Genomic DNA, 19,194 nt, shown 5'->3' with positions numbered 1-19,194 from the left:
CTGCGATCAGAGGAGGTGTTCAAGACGGAAGACATCCGTCAGGCTTCCAGCGTCTTGTTCGCCTGCCCGCCGGAGGTCGAGGCGCCTCGGCCTGCCGTCCACCCCAGACTGCACAGACCCTGCCGGGTCCCATGGCCGATGCCACTTCAGTGGCTCCGCTCCGGGCTTTCCCAAGCTCTGGGTCATGTCGCGCAGTGGCATGACATGGGGTGCCCTGGCGCTCACCATGGCCGCCGGTCTGTTCAGTGTGCTGGCGCCGCTGGTGAAACAGCGGTGGCCGGTTGGTGGTGGCGGCGCGGGCAACCCCGCATCGCCCTGTTCGTCGCGATCACCATGATGGGCGGCAGCCTCCTCAACACGATGGCCAAGCTGATGTTCAACCGGGCGAGGCCGAGACTCCCCGACCCCATGGCGCTGACCAGCGGGCTGAGCTTTCCCGGACACGCCCAAGCGGCCGTCGTGAACTGCTCCGTGGTGCTCATCGTGTTCTGGCAACTGCTGCACGCGGCAGGGCGGCGGACCTTCAGCAACTGCCGACTCTGCCCATCAGGCTCATTCAGCGCGCGTCATTCCTGGACCCTGGAAGCCAACCAGCAGGATGCCAGCTCACTCTGAGATCTAGCAGGCCCTTTCCTGGCAAGGGTCGTTCACCCAGCTTTCGATCTTGACATGAGCTTGACCGGGACCCGATGCTGGGCACGTTTTGATCATCCTTAACTAAGGAAAATAACCGTGCAGTTATCACGTGGTCATCAGTGGATCCGAGTCACGGCAGTGGCCGCCCTGGTGACTACCTCCCTGGCCGGAGCTTACGCCCCCGCGGCGGCGGCCGACGACACGATCATCCTGCCCGTGGAAACCCAGCCCCGGATCGACCGCCCCACCCTGGACGGCATCAAACGCGCTGCCTCCAATCAGCGCAGTACGCTCGAAGCGGCCGTCGACGCGTACGTGGCCGAGATCGCCGCGACCTCACCCACGGCCTGGGCGAACCAGCCCGACGGCAGAGCGAGCATCCCCGACGTCATGATCGACGACCTGTCGGCGGTCGAGCTGGATGACCTCGCGGCCCTCGCCCAGGACACCGGGACGAGCTTCGCCGAGACGATCGATCGGCATGGCTGGACGTCGGCCTACCGGAAGGTCGCGGCCGAATTGGAGGCGGTGTTCCCGCAGGAATTCTCCGGCGCTGTCCGGTCCGAGGACGGCTCCAGCGCCTGGTTCGGCTTCAAGAACGCGATCCCCGCGCAGGCGGTCGCGCTCGTCAAGACGCTTCCCGCAGCGGTGCAACTGGTCGGCGGGCGCGGCTTCTCCGAGGCCGAACTGGCGGCGGCCAAGGACATCGCGCACGACGCCGCGATGGCGGACCCGGCGGTGGCCGGGGCGAGCTCGTACTACGAGATCCAGACCGGCGTGATCCACGTCTCGGCGCAACTGCGCGAGGCGGAGATGTCGTCGGCCGAGCAGAACGCCGTCCGCGACCGGCTCTCGTCCGTGCAGACTCTGAGCTCGGGCATCAAGGTCGAGGTCGAGGTGTCTTCCAAGCCGGCAACGGTCTCGCAGGACGACTACATCCGCGGCGGCGGCTACCTGACCGGGTGCACCGCGGGATTCAACCTCAAATACGCCACCACCAGCACCAAACGGATCGGCACGGCCGGACACTGCGGGTCCACGGAGTTCAGCACGTATAGCAATCACAGCGCCGACGGCGGATCGACGACCGTCATGGAAATCTGGTCCCACCAGGGCAAGTGGGGCGACATCGGGTACTACGAGCACGGCGGCATGACGCCCACACGCACCTTCTACTACGACTTCAGCAAGAAGCGTTACGCCGACGCGCGCTCCGGCATGCCCGCGGTCGGGGACTCGGTATGCAAGTTCGGCAAGATCAGCGGACGCGTCTGCACCAGCGTGCGCTACCGCAACGTCTCCGTCAACGGCCTGAAGCACATGGTCATCTCGAACACCACCAACTGCGCCAGCGGCGACAGCGGCGGCCCGTGGTACTCCGGCGGCACCGCCGTGGGCATCCACCAAGGCCTGATCCGCAAGTCCGGTGACAGCTACCGGTGCTCGTTCACGCCGGCGTATCTGTACCAGAACAGAAACTACGACGTCTGGCAGCGATGACTATGGACGAAGGCGCCCTCCACCGGCGGGGCGCCTTCGTATCGAACGGCGGTCTGAGCTGGCGTCCCACTGACCTGCCCGGCCCGAACGCCGAGGCGGCGCTGGTCGAGGTGCGTGACGAGGGCCAGGGCATCAACCCTGGGCGGCGGGCGCCGAGAGCCTGTTCAACCTCGCCCCACAGGCCGGGGGTCAGTGGGCGACGTCCGGCGGGTGGCGGTCAGGTAGGCGACCGCCGCCCCGAAGACCAGCAGCGCCGTCCAGACGTTGAAGCGCAGCCCGAGAATGAGAGGGGCGGGATCCATGCGCAGCCACTCGATCCAGGCGCGGCCGGCGGTGTAGGCCGCGGCGTACAGGGCGAACGCCCGGCCGCGGCCCAGCCGGAAGCGCCGCTCGGCCCAGAGGACGAGCCCGGCCACACCTAGGTTCCACAGCGACTCGTAAAGGAAGGCCGGGTGGTAGGTGGCCGTGGATTCCATGCCCGGCGGTCGGTGGGCGGGGTCGATCTCCAGCGCCCAGGGCAGGGTGGTCGGCCTGCCGTACAACTCCTGGTTGAACCAATTGCCCCAGCGGGCGATCGCCTGCCCGAAGGCGATCCCGGGCGCGACGGCGTCGGCGAAGTCGCGCAGCGGAATGCCGCGCCGGCGGCAGGCCAGCCACGCGCCCAGCGCGCCGCCGGCGACGGCGCCCCAGATGCTGATCCCGCCTTCCCAGATCGCGAAGGCGCGCAGGGGGTTTTTGCCGGGGCCGAAGTACTGCTGCCAGTCGGTGGCCAGGTGGTAGATCCGCGCGCCGATCAGGCCGAACGGCACGGCCCAGGTGGCGATGTCCCCGACCGCGCCACGCTCGCCGCCTCGCGCGGTCCAGCGGCGCTGGGTGACCCAGATGCCGACGGCGACGGCGAGCACCATGAGCAGGGAGTAGGCGCGGATGGGCAGCGGGCCGAGGTGCCAGACGGCCTGGGACGGGCTGGGGATGGCTGTCACACCGTCGAGTCTGGCTCCGGTGCGGCTGCGCCCACATCGAGCGGGACACCGATCCCCGGGTCAGTCGACTGGTTGATGCCGCACCGTCGGGTGGCTGACTATCGTCGGTGCTGTGGAGTCCTGGGAGCGGTCTCGGCGCCGGTGGCAGCACGCCTTCTTCGCCTCGTGGCTGGTGCTGACCTCGGCCGGGCCGCTGATGGAGGTGGGCCAGGTCCTGCCGGTGGCGCTCGTGGCCGGGCTGGCCGCCTGGTATGCGGTGTGGTTCGTGCTGCGCACGCCTCCCGCGGGTGAGGTGCCCCTGCCGTACGTTGTCGGCGGCGGGTTGCTCTGGCTGGGGCTATTCGCGATCGACTCGTCCTTCCTGGTGGTCTGTCTGAGCGTGCTCGTGCCGTACTGCATGGACGCCGTGCGCGTCGGGCTGGTCGCGGTGCTGTCGTGCGCCGGGGGCTGGTTGTGGCACAGCTACCACGAAGGCGGGACGATCACCTGGACCGAGATCGCCATCACCGCGCTGATCGCGATCAGCGCGGCCACCTCGGTCGGGTACTTCTATTCGGTGGCCCGGCAGAGCGCCGAGCGCAAGGAGCTGATCGACCAGTTGCAGGCCGCCCAGGAGGCGCGGGCCGCGGCCGAACGGCAGGCGGGCGTGGCCGCCGAGCGGCAGCGGCTGGCTCGCGACATCCACGACAGCCTGACCCAGGGGTTCGCCAGCGTGGTGATGCTGCTGGAGGCGGCGCAGGAGCGGTTGCCGGACGACCGGCACTTGACCCAGGCGTTGCGGGCGGCCAGGGAGAACCTCGCGGAAAGCCGCCGCGTGGTGCGGGCGCTGCGGCCCGGCGAGCTCGACGACGGCGGCCTGCCGGAGGCGCTGCGGCGGCTGTCGGGCCGGCTGTCCGACGAGACCGGCATCGACGCGCACACCGTGATCACCGGGGCGCTGCGGCCCCTGGACGCGCACATCCAGGTGGAACTGCTGCGGGTGGCGCAGGAGGCGGTCGCCAACGCCCGCCGCCACGCCCATGCCGAGCAGGTCACCCTGACCCTGTCGTACATGGAGGACCTGATCGTGCTGGATGTCCACGACGACGGCGACGGCTTCGATCCCGAGCGGGCCGCCGCCGGCCACGGCCTGCTGATCATGCTTGAGCGGATGGAGCAGCTCGGTGGCACGCTCCTCGTGGAAAGCACGTCCGGGGAGGGCACCACGGTCGTGGCCAGCCTCCCGGCGGTGGCTCGATGACCGCGCGGGTCGCGATCCGGGTTTTGATCGCCGACGACCACCCGGTGGTCCGTGACGGCATCCGGGCGATACTCGGCACCCAGGACGATCTGGAGGTGGTCGGCGAGGCGGTCTCAGGCTCGGATGCGGTACGGCTGGCGCGTGACCTGCGGCCGGATGTCACGCTGATGGACCTGCAGATGCCCGAGCTCGACGGCACGACAGCGATCAGCCGGATCCGCGAGAACGACCCCGGCGCCAGGGTGATCGTCCTGACCACCTATGACACCGACAGCGACATCTCCCGTGCCATCGACGCTGGAGCAATCGGCTACCTGCTCAAGGACACCCACCGTGAGCAGCTGTTCGACGCCATCAGGGCGGCGGCCCGAGGGGAGAGCGCCCTGTCGCCGGCGATCGCGACCCGGGTGTTGTCGTGGGCGCGCGCCGACGCGCCCGGCGCTCTCAGCGGCCGGGAGATCGAGGTCCTGGGTGCGGTCGCCCAAGGGATGAGCAACAAGGCCATTGCCGCCCACCTGTGCATCAGCGAGGCCACGGTCAAGACCCACCTGCTGCACATCTTCGCCAAGCTCGACGTCGACGACCGCACCGCCGCCGTGACCGTGGCGGCCACGCGGGGGATCATCCGCCTTGGCGGCTAAGGGCAGGTCTTTCGTGCTCGCTGAGTTGTGCGTCGCCATGAGCTGACCGGCGATGCCAAAGCCATCGATGTGCCCGGGGTGAACAGCCGATGAGCACACAGCGCCCTCGGCAGGAAGCGGGCCAACGCCGCCAGGAGCTCCCGATCAGCCAGTCCGGCTTCGGCTGGGCGACCTGACGCGGTACAGGTATTCGCACATATGCCGGGAGCGCGACATCCCATGTTGATCGTGAGCGTCGTGGGGTCGCGGGTGAGGAGACCGGCGAGAAGTCGATCATCAAGCTCTCGAACGCGACGTACAGCTTGATGATCGTGGTGTCGTACACCCGAGGTCATCGACTTCTTGGACAGCCCGGCGGTCCGGCCTCGGCGATGAAGATGCGGATCTCCGTGGTGTGCGCCCGGAAGGCCGCCGCAGAGACCGACATTCGGTCGCGGGCGGTGCGTCTCACTCGCCATCGGATCACCTGTCAGATGGCGCGTACGCCCGTACGGAAGAGCCTGTTCGGACAAATTGACAACACCGATCTTCTAGCGGACACGTGAGCAAGCCGAAACGTTGGATTCCGCCGCGCAGGAATCGCCGCCGGCCCCTGAACCAGGAGAAACGATGAAGCTGCCCTCATGTGCCGCTGTCCTCATGCCAGCCGTCCTGTTCGCTTCGCTGACTGGAGCGTTCGGGGCGTCGGCGGCACAGGCGGCCGATGTTGGGGCCCTTCCGAGCGTGAACATGGAAGCCACTGTCAAGGCGGCCCAGATCGACCCGCGGCGGCCTGACGACACGCTGACCCCGGGTGCCAAGGCCAGCGTGCTCCTCATTGAGCGGGCGCTGCGCGACCGGCGCTTCCTCGACGGGAAGTGGGTGGACGGCTACTTCGGCACCACAACGGTCGCCGCCTACGCGAATTACCAGAAGTCGCTCGGTTTCACTGGTCTCGACGCCAACGGCCTGCCGGGCAAGACGTCGCTCACCAGGCTCGGTGCCGGCCGTTTCAAGGTCACCAACGTCATCGACCCGGGCACCCGGGTGTCCACCGGCGGTTTCGTCATCAACACCCGCACGCGGAGCATGCTGGCCGAGGCGAAGCGACTGCTCGGCCGCGACCTCAAGCTGGATCAAGGTTCGTACAACCCCGACGGCGACCCCACGTCCGCTGGCACCCACGACGGCGGCGGCGTCGTCGACATCTCGGTAGAGGGGATGAATTCCGCCACCCGGACAGCGGTCGTCCGCGCGTTGCGCCTTGTCGGCTTCGCGGCATGGGTGCGCAACCCCCAGCAAGACGACTGGCCGTGGCACATCCACGCCACTGCCATCAGCGACACCGGCCTCTCCCGCCAGGCCCAGCATCAGATCGGTGACTACTACCTCGGCCTGAATGGGCTCGCCGGCCGTGGCCCGGACGACGGCCCGAGGGTGACCATCCGCACCTGGGAGGAGTACCAGCGCCGCTGACTCCACCCAACCCAGGCTCCGCTGACCATCCGAAACGCAGGCTCCGCAGACAGAAGGAGAACAGCATGACAACGCTCACCAGGATCCTCACCGCGGCGACCGCCGCGATGACGCTCGGCGGGACCGTACTTGCCGCCGCAACACCCGCTTCAGCCGCGAACCGCGACGGCATCTGCCAGAGCGGCGAGTTCTGCTACTACTTCAACAGCAACAACCAAGGATCGGTCTCCGACTTCATCGGATCGATCGACGACTACGACACCACGCAGCCCTCCTGCTACGACTACAAGGGACCCGGCGCCGGCAAGGGCAAGTGCATCAAGAACGCCGCCGCCTCCGTCTGGAACCGCAGCAGCAAGACCGTCCGCGTCTACTACAACAGCGGCCACACCGGCACCTACCAGGACTTCGCCCCAGGCGCCAAAGGCAACCTGAAACCCGCCCTCAAGAACCAGAACGCCTCGCACCAGTTCAGCCCGTCATCATCATCGCGCGGCAAAATGTCGTTCTCGCTCTACACGGCCAGCGGCACGATCACCTGCGGCTTCGACGGTTACAAATCCACCCCCGGCCGGCACGAAGGCATCGACATCGCCCGAGGCGTGGGCGCGAATGTTCACGCCCTGGTGGCAGGCCAGGTCATCAACCTTGCGCGCGGCCGCACCGGCAGCGGGGGACTTTCCACGATCGCCGTCTACAACGCCGCGTTGAACAAGACGGTGATCTACCTGCACTCCGCTCCGCTGTCCTCCTTGCGCGTGGGCCAGCAGGTCAGCCGAGGCCAGGTCATCGCCAAAGAGTCATGGCATGGGGTGTCGAGCAAGTCATCCGCACACACCCACGTCGAGATGCGCCCCGGACGGCACACGCGTGCGGCCAAGAGCGTCGGGGACCCGCACCTGGAGAACCCGAACCCCACCTCGTTCTGGAACTCCCAGGGCTACAGCGTCCGATAAAGCACCGCGGCCTCCAACAAGAGGAAGACAACCGTGCCTCCACGAACTTTACGGCTGATCTCGCGGCTCGCCGCGGCGACCGCCGCGATGACGCTCGGCGGGACCGTACTGGCCGCCGCAACACCCGCTTCAGCCGCGAACCGCGACGGCATCTGCCAGACCGGCGAGTTCTGCTACTACTTCAACAGCAACAACCAAGGATCGGTCTCCGACTTCACCGGATCGATCGACGACTACGACACCACGCAGCCCTCCTGCTACGACTACAAGGGACCCGGCGCCGGCAAGGGCAAGTGCATCAAGAACGCCGCCGCCTCCGTCTGGAACCGCAGCAGCAAGACCGTCCGCGTCTACTACAACAGCGGCCACACCGGCACCTACCAGGACTTCGCCCCAGGCGCCAAAGGCAACCTGAAACCCGCCCTCAAGAACCAGAACGCCTCGCACCAGTTCCTGAGTTCCGCACCGTCGACCGGGTGCAAGACCGACGGCACGGACACCAAGCTGCCCACGACGATCCTCGTGTACCGGAAGTCCCTCGATCGCGTGGAGCGGGTGGAGTTCAAGACCTACGTCAAGAATGTCCTGCCCAACGAGTGGGTGTCGAGCTGGCCTACGGAGTCCCTCAAGGCCGGGGCGATGGCCGTCAAGAACTTCGGCTGGTACTGGGCGCTGCACTCGAACCGCAAGACTCCGAGCGGCCAGTGCTTCGACGTCTACGACCACACGTCGAGCCAGGTGTACAAGCCCGGCTCCGCGAAGGCGGTGACGAGCGCCGCGGTGGACGCGACGTGGGGCACCCGGCTGACTCGCAACGGGAAGATCTTCCGGGCCCAGTACTGCGCCACGACGACGGCGTGCGGCAATTGGGTCAACGGGGACTGGATGTCGCAGTACGGCTCTCGCGACAAGGCCAGAGCGGGCTGGAGCTACTCCAGGATCCTCCAGAACTACTACACGGGGATCGTTCTCAGCTCCTGAACCCCCCTGAGACGGTCCGACTCTGATTCCCCGCCGTGTCAGCGAGGCGGGGAATCGAGTCCGTCGACGATGATCTGGAAGTTGACCGGCCGGCTTCCGGGGAACACGACCGTTCCCGAAGCGTCCACCATCTTGAACCGCACGTAGCACAAGCCCGGCTTCCTCGGCGTGGTGATGTCAGTCCGGATGTCGACCGTCTCGCCGGGTTGCGTGTCCTTGATCGGCACGTCGGTAACGGTCTGGCATTGACCAGCTTGCTGCGTGAGGCCGAGGCGTCGCAGCGAATATCCCTTCCACGGCACGGTTCCGGCGTTCTTGAGCCGCCATACCTTGGTTATGGTCTTGTCGGCGCCGACGCGCGTGCAGTCGGGGAGCGTGACGTCCGCGATGAACACGGCCGCATCGCCCTTGTGTAACGGCGGGGCCGGAGGCGGGTTGGTCGAACGCACCGGGCAACCAGCTGGGGACAGCGCAATCGATGGGCTGGCGGACGGTTTCAGGCTGGGGCCGTCGGGCGTGGAGTCGCGATTGACGGCGGCCACGATGAGGAGCACTGCCACCATAGTGACGGCCGCTGTTGCGAACGCGGCCAGGCGGGTCAGCCATAATCGCCCTCTGCTCCCCCGCGCAGAGAGCAGAGGCTGGACGTCGCCCGCGATCTCGTCGGGCGGCGGCGTAGGCGCGGATGCCGAGGTCTGGCCAGCCGACCGGGGTGCTTGTGACCCGATGGCGAGGTGCACGGTACGAAGTTCCGCGTCGCCTGTGGCGGAGACTGCAAGTCCACCAGGCGGACGGTCCACCGAGGTGTCCGCGCGGATTGAGGGCCCCCCGGCGCTCGCCGATCTGACCGCCCGGTTCGCTCTCTCCCAGCGTTCGCGATACGCGGCCGGGTCCGCGCCGCACACCTTGACGAACTCGACGGTGGTCTCCCAACTCGGGAGCCGGTTACCCTTCGTGGCTTCGTGCAACGTCGTGTGGGAAATCGCCCCCGACCGGCCTGACATCTCGCGGAAAGGCGGGGTGCCGACCGAGTTGCGCAGTTCCCGCAGGGTCGCCGCGAAGTCCTCGATCGCCTCCGTCCGTGCGCGCCTGTCGTCCACCGTGCGAAGCTAACAGCACCCACGGACTTCACTCAACCCGAACCGGTATAGGCGCGAAGCGAGGCGAGTGGCGGCCGTTCTCGCGCGCGCCCGCCACTCGAGCCGCGGGTCTCATCCTGCGTGCGCCCATACTTCAGATCATGGAATTGACCACACCTCGGCTGCTGCTGCGTGAATTCCGCACGAGTGACCACGCAGCCGTTCACGCGTTCGCCGGCGACCCAGAGGTGACCCGCTACACCGACTGGGGGCCCAACAGCTTGCATGACACCACCACCTTCCTCACTGAGGTGGCACGGGATGCCCGCGACCTTCACCGATGCCGGATTACGCTCGCCGTCGTCGAGCGCGAGCATGACATGCTCATCGGATCGATAGAACTACGGACCACCAGCGCCTCCCACCAGCGCGGAGAGATGGGCTACGTCGTACACCACCACTGGTGGGGAAGGGGATACGCGAGTGAAGCCGCCCGCGCCCTCCTTCGCTGGGGCCACCACGAGCTCGGCCTGCACAAGATTTCGGCCACCTGCGATCCCGACAACGCCGCCTCGGCCCGAGTCCTCACCAAGATCGGCATGCGACGCGAAGGCCATCTACGCGAACACCTGTATGTCCGAGGGCAATGGCGAGACCGTCTGCTCTATGCGGCACTGGCCCGGCTGTGCGGGAATTGAACGGAACGCAGTGCGGGCGCGAGTGGTGTGTCGGCATGCCGCCGGCTCGTCTCTATGAGCTGACCAAACTCGTAGTGGTGCGAAAGGACGGGACGGAACGTCGAGAAGTCGTCGCGTCGTACACGGCGAGCGTGCGGCCAACCCGGGGGACCGCTCCTGTACTGGAACTCGCCTGACCGTAAATCCTGGATAGTGCTTGATTTGTCACGTATCCCAGACTCTTCATGTACGTAAAGCATGTGAGTTGCGATGGATCACTTCCCGTGCGGTACGACGGCCGGCAGCGGGAACAAATCCTCTCCAGGTCCAGTCCAGTTCATCCCGTCAAAGGAGCGGAAGTCGGTCAGAATCGGGTTCCTTCTGCTCCTCGTCGGACTCGGGTGGGTAACCGCTGAGCCCACGCTCGTCGGTGCCAGGTGATGACGTCGCGCAGGATAGGGAAGCCGTCACTCGCGGCACACCGCGGGTGCGCTTTGGTCAGGAACTGGACAGCGAATGGCCTGGGAACTGGTCAGGCGAAGGGCCGACACTCGGCAGGCTGGTCCTGCGACGGCGAACACCGTGCCGCTAGCGGTGCGTCGCCGTGCCACTGAGGAAGGCTGATCGATCGTGACTGAACGCGTACGCGTGGCTGTGCTGGCGGGTGGGCCGTCCGCCGAGCATGAGGTGTCGCTGCAGTCGGCGCAGGCTGTGCTCGATGCTCTGCCGAGGGATCTGTACGAGCCCGTCGCCGTCATCATCGACCGGCAGGGCAGGTGGCCGGTGGAGTTGCGACGCGATCTGGCGGACGTGGTCTTCCCTGTGCTGCACGGGCCGTTCGGCGAGGACGGCGTCGTCCAGGGTCACCTGGAGACGCTGGGCATCCCGTACGTAGGCTGCGGCGTCCTGGCCTCGGCCGTGGCCATGAACAAGGTCGCGATGCGGCGCACGTTTCTGGCGGAGGACATTCCGGTCACCCCACATGTGTGGTTCACCGAGCACCAATGGCGCACCACCACCGACTACTGGGGTCTGGTGAAGTCGCTCGATTGGCCGATGTACGTCAAACCGGCCAACATGGGCTCCTCCATCGGCATCTCACGTGTCACCTCCATGGAGGAACTGCGCGCGGGCGTGGAGCTGGCGCTGGCCTACGACCGGGTGGTCGTCGTCGAGCAGGGCGTGACCGCGCGCGAGGTCATCTGCGGCGTGCTCGGCGGCTATGACACTCCGGATGCTTCGGTGCCCGGCGAGCTCATCGTGCCCGGCGACTGGCTGGACTATGAGGCCAAGTACCTCAGCCGGGCCGAGATCGCCATCATCCCTGCCGTGCTGCCGGAACGGGTGGCCGAGGACGTGCGCGAGCTGGCCCTGCGCGCCTTCCGGGCGATCGGCGGCTACGGCCTGTCCCGTGTCGACTTCCTCCATGAGGAGGACACGGGACGCCTGTACGTGCTGGAGATCAACACCATGCCCGGTTTCACCTCCCGTTCCGTCTACGCCAGGGCCTGGGCCGCAAGCGGTGTCCCGTACCCGGACCTGCTGCGCCGCCTCATCGACCTCGCGTTCGCCAGGAGCGGCTCATGATCCCCATGACGCTGAACGAGATCGCGCAGGTCGTCGGCGCAAGCCTGCACGACGTGCGCGACCCGCAGGCGCTGGTGACGGCGCCCTCGGCGGTCGACTCCCGCGAGGTGGTGCCTGGCGGCCTGTTCGCCGCGACGGTCGGCGCCAACGTCGACGGTCACGACTACGCGGCCGGTGCCATCGCGGGCGGCGCCGTCGCCGTGCTGGCCTCGAGGCCCGTCGGCGTGCCCGCCCTCGTGGTCGAGGACGTCCAGCTCGCGATCGGCCTGCTGGCCAAGCATGTGCTCGAACACATCAGCCCGGCCGTGATCGGCCTGACCGGCTCCGTGGGCAAGACCACGACCAAGGATCTGCTGGCCCAGGTGCTCGAACGGCACGCCGCGACGGTCGCCACCGACAGGTCGTTCAACAACGAGCTCGGGCTGCCGCTCACCGTGCTGCGTGCCGATGCCACCACCCGGTACCTGGTGCTGGAGATGGGTGCAGGGCGGAAGGGCGACCTGACGTACCTGACCGGGCTCGCACCGCCCCAGGTCGGGCTGGTGCTGAATGTCGGCACCGCGCACGTGGAGCGTATGGGAGGCGGGCCGGCCGACGTGGCCGAGGCCAAAGGCGAGCTGGTCGAGGCACTTCCGGCGGACGGGTTCGCCCTGCTCAACGCCGACGACCCGTACGTCATGGGCATGACCGGCCGCACCAGGGCCCGGATCCTGCTGTACGGCAGGTCGGCGGAGGCGCAGGTGCGAGCCGAAGACGTGCGGATGGGCGACCGCGCGCGAACCGCGTTCGAGCTGGTGACGCCCTCCGGCCGCGCCCCGGTCGAGCTCGACCTCATAGGCGAGCACCAGGTGAGCAACGCCCTGGCCGCCGCCGCCGTCGCCACCGCACTCGGCCTGGGCGTCGCCGAGATCGCCGATGGGCTGAACGCCGCACGGCGGCGCTCCGCGGGCCGGCTGGAGATCGTCGAACGACCTGACGGCATCACCATCGTCGACGACGCCTACAACGCCAACCCCGAATCCATGCGGGCCGGGCTGCGGGCGGTGAAGGCCCTGGCCGGCACCCGTCGTACCGTCGCCGTGCTCGGCGCGATGGGACAGCAGGCGGACGCCTCCCGCGCCCGGCACGCGGAGATGGGCCGGCTCGTCGCCGACCTCCGCTTCGACGTGCTGATCGCGGTCGGAGCAGGGGATCCGCTCGCGATGGCGGAGGCAGCGGAGTCCTCGGACCAGGGCGTGGCCGTCCACACCGTTCAGGACGTGGCCTGGGCCGTCGAGCTGGCCACCGCGCTTCTCGAACCGGGAGACGTGGTGTTCGTCAAGGCCTCCAGCGAGATCGGGCTCGGTGCCTGCGCCCGTGCGCTGGCCGGCGCCTGACCGTTGGCGCATCGCCGAAGGCCCGTACATCCGATGCCGGCAGCGCCGCTGAGCTGAGCGAAGCGGACATAGATGACCTTATCCCGCACAAGCTGGCGAAACGGAGTTCCATGCGCACTATCGGTCTCATCGGCGGGTTGAGCTGGGAATCGACGGTGATCTACTACCAGATCATCAACCAGCGGGTACGCGAGCGACTCGGCGGCAGCCATTCCGCCGACAGCCTCATCTGGTCGGTCGACTACACGACCGTCGAGGACCTCATCTTCGCCGACCGCTGGGACGAGGTGAGTACGTTGCTGACCGGCGCGGGCAGGAAACTGGAGGATCTCGGCGCCGACCTCCTGCTCATCTGCAGCAACACCTTCAGCCGGGTGAGCGACGACGTGGAGCGGGCCGTGAGCGTGCCCGTGCTGCACATCGCCGACGCCGTGGGCTCCGGGGTCCGCGCCAGGGGCATGCGCAAGGTCGGTCTGCTGGGCACTCGCTTCACCATGGAGCAGGCCTTCTACCGGGATCGGCTGGCGGCCCACGGCTTCGACGTGGTCGTCCCGCGGCGCGAGCAGCGGGAACTGGTCCATCGCGTGATCTTCGACGAACTGGTGCGCGGGGTGCTCCGGGAATCGTCCAGGGACGCGTACGCCCAGATCATCGATGATTTCGCAGACGACGGCGCTGAAGGCGTCATCCTCGGCTGCACGGAGATCGAGCTGCTGATCAGTGAGAAGGACAGCGCCATCCCGGTGCTGCCGAGCGCTCGACTGCACGCGGAGGCGGCGGCCGGCTTCGCGCTTGCCGACTGACACGCCTTCGGTCGCGTTCGTTCACGGCGGTAGGGGCCCGCGCCTCCGAGTAGGGCCCGCGCACCCTGCGGCGCCGCCGCGCCGGCACGATGTGGCGGCTCAGGTGGATCGGTACGCCGGTGCGTTGGTGCCATACAGCTCGCGGTGCCACAGGTCGGCGCAGACACGTTCGATGCCGGCCGTCAGATGGCGGCGGTAGGTGGTGAAAGGGAGGCTCAGTTGTTCCGCGGCCAGCTCCTGGGTGGGCGTGCCGCTGAGGAACGTGACGGACAGCGCCCGGTGAAACTTGACCGAGCGCGGATCCTCGCGCAGATCGTCGATAGCCTGGCGCAGCAGGTCACCCAGTGCTGCGGCCGGGTCCTGCCCGGCCCGCTCGGCGATCAGCCTGGTGTGCGTCAGCGGGGAAGCGGCCAGCGCGTCCAGCCGTGACAGTTGGCGCAACGCCTTGCGGACCGCCTTGGCGAACTCCGCCTGGGACAGCACCGCCAGTTCCGCCGTCGCGGCACTCGGGCCGCCGGCAGGCCCCGCGACGAGCCGTTGGTTCATCCGCTCCAGCCACGCCTGCGCCGGCACCGCGCGCCAGTCATGAACGAACAGGGTGTACGCGTCATCCCCCAGCCGTGGCTGCTCGGAGATGTCTCGCATCCCGTACCGCCGTAAATGCTCCACCCAGGCTTGGTTCGGATGCCGTATCTCGATATATGACCAGGCCATCCGCTCGGCCCGCAAACAATTGCCGATCACTCGCCACTGGATCAAATCCATCACCGGCGAGTTTCCGCGATACGGCGGCAGCGCCCATAGCCGGGCGACCGCCAAATGTTCACCGGCGCGCAACGGCGTGGTGGCACGCGCATGCGTCCACGCCATGGCCACGATGGGATCGGCGGCCAGCTCCTCCTCATCGAGTTCCGCCAACCGCAACCACGCGGAGAAAGCCACGGGCTCGCCGGTTTCGGTCCGTCGATACAGCCGGAACGCCTCCGGCTGACGTTCCGCCCAGAAGGCGGCGCAGCCCGCGGACGCCGCACCCTCCGCTGCCGTCGCCACCCGGAGCAACGTGCCGACGTCCTCCTTGCGCAACACCTCTTCCTGGAACTCGCCCTCGTCGTGGCGACCGTGGAAATCGGCCGGCGCCCCGTTGTCGCGATGCAGGTAGAGCAGTGCCGCCACCGCGCCGAGCACGTCCACATCGCTCCCCGTGCGCACCCTCTCCGCCAGATGCGCATGAATGCGGTCGTGCATGACCGCGTACCCCTCGGGATCCCGCCATCGCAGGTCCGCCTCCAGCAGCTCCCGCACCACGTCATGCGGAAACAGCCCGAGACTGCTCGACTCCACGAACGGCAACCGCCGCAACCACCGGAACAACGTCCCGGCGTCCTCCGGCGAGGCCGCCCGCAGCAGGTCCTCCGTCGTCATGTACGCATGCGCGCAGACCTCCAGAGCATGCCGATGCGCCGCCGAAGGCAGCTCGCCCACCAGCTGATCCAGCAACGTGGCCACCACGTCCTGATTCGGCATCCACCGCCTGCCGGCCCCACCGTCCTTCACCGCCACGGCGGCCCCCAGCAGCAGCGCCAGCGGATGACCACCGGCGAAGGCCAGCAGCGGCTCGCGCAACTCGGCCGGCACCCCGCAGGAGTCCATCATGGCGTGCGCATCTCCAGCCCGCAGGTCGCGCAGCGGCAGCACCTCCAGCGCCCCCGCCCATCCCGGATCCGCCTGCCACCGCATATCCGGCGGGGTTCGCCCCGCGATCACCACCAGCGCCCCCATGGGCACCCGCGGCAGGAACCGCTCGCGCAGCCATCCCTCCAAGCCCTGAATGCGTTCGAAGTTGTCGACCAGCACCACCGCGTCCCCGTCACGAAGCACCAGCTCAGCCTCGGCCTCGAACGCCGCCGGGGACGGCTCCGACATGCGCCCGTCCACCATGGACACCGGCCGCCCCGCCCGCGCGGCCTCGTGAGCGAACCGCCGCAACAAAGCTGACTTCCCGATGCCGCCGGGACCGTGCACATACAGAACGCTGCAGCCCCCGCCGTACAACGCCGCGTTGAAAACCGCGAGCTCTTCCTCCCGCCCCGCAAACGCCATCTCACGCGCTGCTTGCAGCCGCCATCCCAGCAATCCGGACTTGTTGTCACTCCCCGATGACATACCCCTGCCCCCTCTCCGAACACCCGGTCGATACCGCTGTTGAACGGCCGGGCCGAACCCTTGAGCGCGCTGGCCGGATTACCGGTTCGGTTACCGGGTGCAAACCCGTCAACGTCCCCAAATCGCCCGCATGGGTGGACCCGGACCTGGGCTACAGTTGGCCCCCGTTCTCGCTTACGTAGCCCATGCCGGGGTGGGGCAGTCGTCGTGGTGGCGTGCCGCCGCTGTCTGGGCGGTGCTCGAAGTGCCACCACTCGTTGTCGTACATGCGGTAGAGGTCATAGCGGGCGCCGTGTTCCTCGAGCCAGCGCGCGCCTTCGTGGGGGCGCACGTCCAGCGCGATGCCCTTGACGTGGCTGGATTCCGCCGGTGGTAACACGAGCATGCGTGCCGAGGCCGGGGAGCCGGCGCGGCGCACCTCCTCGTCGAACATCCGTTGCTGGACAAGGGGATCGCGGTATCCCGAGGTGAGGCCGACGAGCCGGCCGTGACGCCAGAGCGCCTCGGTGCGCGCCGCGGTGAACGCCGCCTTGGCGCCGTCGGTGAGCCCGGTGAGGTCCTCGGCGGGGAATCGCATCCGCAACGCCCAGCGGCAGGCCAGTTCGCGGGCGCGGCCGGGACGGCGGGCGAACGCCGCGGGCAGCAGGAGCACGGCGAGCACCAGCGTGACCGCGGCGTACAGCCGGTCACGGGGCCGAGGTGGGATGGTGCGTGGTTCGTCCATGACGAACCACGATTGACGCCGAATATGCGCGCGTTGTCCGCCGCATGTCACCGTTCATCGACGGCGGCCGCCGTGGCGACCGCGGCCGGCGACAAGGATCCCGGGAATCCGACGGGTTGTTGTGTCGTCCCAACGGAGGCCGAGCAGTTCGCCACGCCGCACCTACAGGTGTCGTGTGCACCCGCTGGTCAGCCGCTGAGGTCCTTTCGGTAGCGCAACTTCCTGAATGGAGGAACGTCACTGCGATCAACGACGACCGCGCCATCGTGGTGCCAGCCGTTTCGGCCGTAGAAGGAGCGTGCTCGGGTGTTGCCTTCCAGGACCCAGAGGGTTGCCTCGGCATATCCGGCCGACGTCATGGCGTCGAGGCTGGCGGTGATCAATGCTTTGCCCACGCCGGTGCCCCAGACGTCGGGGAGCGTGTACAGCGAGCCGATCATTCCTACCCGCACGGAGTCGTCGTCCTCGTCGTCCGAGGGGTAGTAAAGCGAGTATCCGACAACGCGGTACGCCTGCTCGGAGATCAGGGTGCCGGCCAGTGGCCCTTCGAAGCGGGTCAGCGATCCTTCCCATGTCCTCGTCAGCGCCTCATGGTCGAGGGCATCCAGAAATTCGTCCGACAAAAGCCCGCGAAAGGCCGCCCGCCACGATGCCGTCTGCACCTTGGCCAGGTCCGGGGCGTCTTGCTGCGTGGCCAGTCTGATTCGGTGCGTCAATTGCCTACCTTCAGGGTCGTCTCTCCGCGTGCTTGCGCACGCTAGCCGCGACCGGACAGCGGGCGCAAAACGATTATGTGAAGCACTGCGCGTGCAGGGGCAGACAACCTGGCACTCGCGCTCGCCCTCGTGGCCACTGCGCACCACCTGTTCACGACGCGACCTCCCTCAGCTCGGATCCGGACAACGATCTTCAAGGGGTCGTCGCCCTGCTCCTTTCCGTCGAGCCTCCGCAGACGTGACGTCGGATCATCCCCCGTGGAGTTGCTGGATCAGGTCTCCGAAGTCCAACTGACGAGCGGCCACGACGAGACCGACGATCACGATGGCGACAGCGAGCAGGATGAGCAGCTTCTTTCGCATAGGAGTCTCCTCAGACGTAGGCGAGGGCTTGGCGGATGGTCAGCCGGGCGGCGCGGCGTGCGGGGGCCGCTCCGGCCAGGGCCGAGCCGGCGACGGCGGCCAGTGCCCAGAGGGCCAGGGGCGAGGGGGTGAGCGGCAGTGGGGCGGAAGGCCAGGCCGACGAAGACGGTCTCGCCGAGCACGACCTTGAGGACCGTTCGCGGGGTATCCACCACACTGGTGCCGGTGGCGGCGGCCAGGCCGAGCACGCCGACGATGGCCTTCATCAGGCAGGAGCAGGGCTGCGCCGCAAGAGACGCTGAAGCTACATCCCAGGTGACGCGGCCTGAGGAGGGTGAGCGCAGACGGTCTGTCGCGGGCGGTCGCGCCCAACCTGCCCGCCCGCGGTCGCTGCTCGGGTTGGGTTACGCTCAGGTGCGGCGGTCTGTGCCGTCGCTCGTTGCGCAAGGATCCTCGCTGAGGCGTCGCCCCTCCCGGGCATGAGGATCGGGCCGGCTCTCCGGTCGCGTCTCCCCGACCTGTGGGAGGTGCGTGCCCCGATGAGCTTTCGAATCGCCGTCACGGTGGTGGCGGCGGGTGTGGCGGCCAGCATGGCCTTGGGGGAGTTCATCCCGTTCCTGACGTCGGTGGGTGCGGAGTTCGGCCTGTCGCTGACCGGTGCGGGCTGGTTGTCGTCGGCGATCACGGTGGTCGCCGGGCTGGCCTGCCTGCCGCTGGGGATGCGGCTCGATCAGTACCGGCTGCGCGGGGTGTTCGTGGCGGCGCTGGCCGTGCTGGGGGTGTCCGGGCTGGGTGCGGCGGTCAGCGGCGGCGGCGCGGCGTTGTTCTCCTGGCGGGTGGTCCAGGCCGCCGGGTATGCCCTGGTGGTGGTCATCGGGCCGAGTCTGCTGGCGCGGCTGCTGGAGGGCCGGTCGCGAGAGACCGCTCTGGCGTTGTGGGGGCTTGGCGTCCCGGGCGGGCTGGCGCTGGCCGGGATGGCAGGCGCGTTCGCGGGGCCGGGCGGATGGCGGGCGGCGGTCGCTGGGGTGGGGGGTGGTCACGTTGGCGGTGGCGGCGCTGGCCGCCACCGTGCCGCGGGATGCCCGTCCCGAGGGGCGGATCGGCGAACGCGGCGGACCGGGTACGAGATGGCCGGTGGCCGCGCTGGCGGCCGGATTCGCCCTGGTCGCCCTGGTCGGGGTCACCGTGGTCACCGTGCTGCCGGCCTATCTGGCGGCCGGGCGCGGCACTGCCCGCGGTGGCCGATGATCGTGTGGCCTGGGGAGTCGGGGCGGTGACGCAGTTGGGCAGTTTGGGCACGCTCCTGGACCGCCC

The 19,194-nt window shown here is 68.3% G+C and carries 17 protein-coding genes; 12 read left to right on the top strand and 5 right to left on the bottom strand.

Translation table 11 applies throughout. The features are described 5' to 3' along the window. The first annotated feature begins 273 nt into the window (after positions 1–273). Entirely contained in the window at positions 274–615 is a 342-nt protein-coding gene (locus ACIBX3_RS29485) for a hypothetical protein (protein WP_397122528.1), read from the top strand. 171 nt (positions 616–786) lie between these two features. Next, on the top strand, positions 787–2,136 hold the full coding sequence (locus ACIBX3_RS29480; RefSeq protein WP_397122526.1) for a S1 family peptidase: 1,350 nt from the start codon (positions 787–789) through the stop codon (positions 2,134–2,136). A 164-nt stretch (positions 2,137–2,300) separates the two neighbouring features. Here ACIBX3_RS29480 and lgt read toward each other — a convergent pair whose 3' ends face one another. After that, entirely contained in the window at positions 2,301–3,119 is an 819-nt protein-coding gene (gene lgt, locus ACIBX3_RS29475; RefSeq protein ID WP_397122524.1) for a prolipoprotein diacylglyceryl transferase, read from the bottom strand. Positions 3,120–3,231: 112 nt separating this feature from the next. Here lgt and ACIBX3_RS29470 point away from each other — a divergent pair, with 112 nt between their 5' ends. From ACIBX3_RS29470 to ACIBX3_RS29450, 5 genes are all read left to right on the top strand, one after another. Next, positions 3,232–4,359 (top strand): sensor histidine kinase, encoded by a 1,128-nt coding sequence (locus tag ACIBX3_RS29470; protein ID WP_397122522.1) that lies wholly within the window; start codon positions 3,232–3,234, stop codon positions 4,357–4,359. Beyond that, positions 4,356–5,000: a response regulator gene (locus ACIBX3_RS29465; RefSeq protein ID WP_397122520.1), complete on the top strand. Its 645-nt coding sequence runs from the start codon at positions 4,356–4,358 to the stop codon at positions 4,998–5,000. Before ACIBX3_RS29470 ends, ACIBX3_RS29465 begins: the two co-directional genes overlap by 4 nt. Positions 5,001–5,558: 558 nt before the next feature. Next, positions 5,559–6,455, top strand: coding sequence for a peptidoglycan-binding protein (locus ACIBX3_RS29460; RefSeq protein ID WP_397122518.1), 897 nt, complete (start codon positions 5,559–5,561; stop codon positions 6,453–6,455). Positions 6,456–6,520: 65 nt separating this feature from the next. Next, positions 6,521–7,411, top strand: coding sequence for a peptidase inhibitor family I36 protein (locus tag ACIBX3_RS29455; RefSeq protein WP_397122516.1), 891 nt, complete (start codon positions 6,521–6,523; stop codon positions 7,409–7,411). 33 nt (positions 7,412–7,444) lie between these two features. Next, positions 7,445–8,392 (top strand): SpoIID/LytB domain-containing protein, encoded by a 948-nt coding sequence (locus ACIBX3_RS29450; RefSeq protein WP_397122514.1) that lies wholly within the window; start codon positions 7,445–7,447, stop codon positions 8,390–8,392. A 38-nt stretch (positions 8,393–8,430) separates the two neighbouring features. Here ACIBX3_RS29450 and ACIBX3_RS29445 read toward each other — a convergent pair whose 3' ends face one another. Continuing rightward, positions 8,431–9,492 carry an NBR1-Ig-like domain-containing protein gene (locus tag ACIBX3_RS29445; RefSeq protein WP_397122512.1) on the bottom strand — a complete coding sequence of 354 codons (1,062 nt, stop codon included), beginning with the start codon at positions 9,490–9,492 and terminating at the stop codon, positions 8,431–8,433. A gap of 140 nt (positions 9,493–9,632) precedes the next feature. Between ACIBX3_RS29445 and ACIBX3_RS29440 the strand changes: the two genes are divergently transcribed. The 4 genes from ACIBX3_RS29440 (at position 9,633) to ACIBX3_RS29425 (ending at position 13,914) form a co-directional block, all read left to right on the top strand. After that, positions 9,633–10,169 carry a GNAT family N-acetyltransferase gene (locus ACIBX3_RS29440; protein ID WP_397122510.1) on the top strand — a complete coding sequence of 179 codons (537 nt, stop codon included), beginning with the start codon at positions 9,633–9,635 and terminating at the stop codon, positions 10,167–10,169. 609 nt (positions 10,170–10,778) lie between these two features. Beyond that, the gene (locus ACIBX3_RS29435; RefSeq protein WP_397122508.1) at positions 10,779–11,735 is read left to right on the top strand and encodes a D-alanine--D-alanine ligase family protein; all 957 of its coding nucleotides are present in this window, start codon (positions 10,779–10,781) and stop codon (positions 11,733–11,735) included. Beyond that, positions 11,732–13,111 carry a UDP-N-acetylmuramoyl-tripeptide--D-alanyl-D-alanine ligase gene (gene murF, locus ACIBX3_RS29430; protein ID WP_397122506.1) on the top strand — a complete coding sequence of 460 codons (1,380 nt, stop codon included), beginning with the start codon at positions 11,732–11,734 and terminating at the stop codon, positions 13,109–13,111. The genes ACIBX3_RS29435 and murF overlap by 4 nt, the downstream gene beginning before the upstream one ends. Before the next feature lie 110 nt (positions 13,112–13,221). Beyond that, a complete protein-coding gene (locus tag ACIBX3_RS29425) occupies positions 13,222–13,914 on the top strand; it encodes an aspartate/glutamate racemase family protein (RefSeq protein ID WP_397122504.1) in 693 nt (230 codons plus the stop codon). 99 nt (positions 13,915–14,013) lie between these two features. Here the strand turns inward: ACIBX3_RS29425 and ACIBX3_RS29420 are convergent, their stop codons facing one another. From ACIBX3_RS29420 to ACIBX3_RS29410, 3 genes are all read right to left on the bottom strand, one after another. Then, the gene (locus tag ACIBX3_RS29420; RefSeq protein WP_397122502.1) at positions 14,014–16,014 is read right to left on the bottom strand and encodes an ATP-binding protein; all 2,001 of its coding nucleotides are present in this window, start codon (positions 16,012–16,014) and stop codon (positions 14,014–14,016) included. A gap of 214 nt (positions 16,015–16,228) precedes the next feature. After that, complete coding sequence (gene vanY-N, locus ACIBX3_RS29415; protein ID WP_397122500.1) at positions 16,229–16,801, bottom strand: D,D-peptidase/D,D-carboxypeptidase VanY-N; 573 nt, start codon at positions 16,799–16,801, stop codon at positions 16,229–16,231. Between the two features lie 188 nt (positions 16,802–16,989). Next, positions 16,990–17,517, bottom strand: coding sequence for a GNAT family N-acetyltransferase (locus ACIBX3_RS29410; protein WP_397122498.1), 528 nt, complete (start codon positions 17,515–17,517; stop codon positions 16,990–16,992). Positions 17,518–18,419: 902 nt separating this feature from the next. On the opposite strand from ACIBX3_RS29410, the gene ACIBX3_RS29405 reads away from it, so the two are divergent. After that, positions 18,420–19,157, top strand: coding sequence for an MFS transporter (locus tag ACIBX3_RS29405; protein ID WP_397122496.1), 738 nt, complete (start codon positions 18,420–18,422; stop codon positions 19,155–19,157). Positions 19,158–19,194: the final 37 nt, after the last annotated feature.

It is taken from the genome of Nonomuraea sp. NPDC049480 (assembly GCF_044465905.1).
In the GTDB taxonomy this organism is placed as follows: Bacteria; Actinomycetota; Actinomycetes; order Streptosporangiales; family Streptosporangiaceae; genus Nonomuraea.
This window is presented reverse-complemented; position numbering and strand designations above follow the sequence as displayed.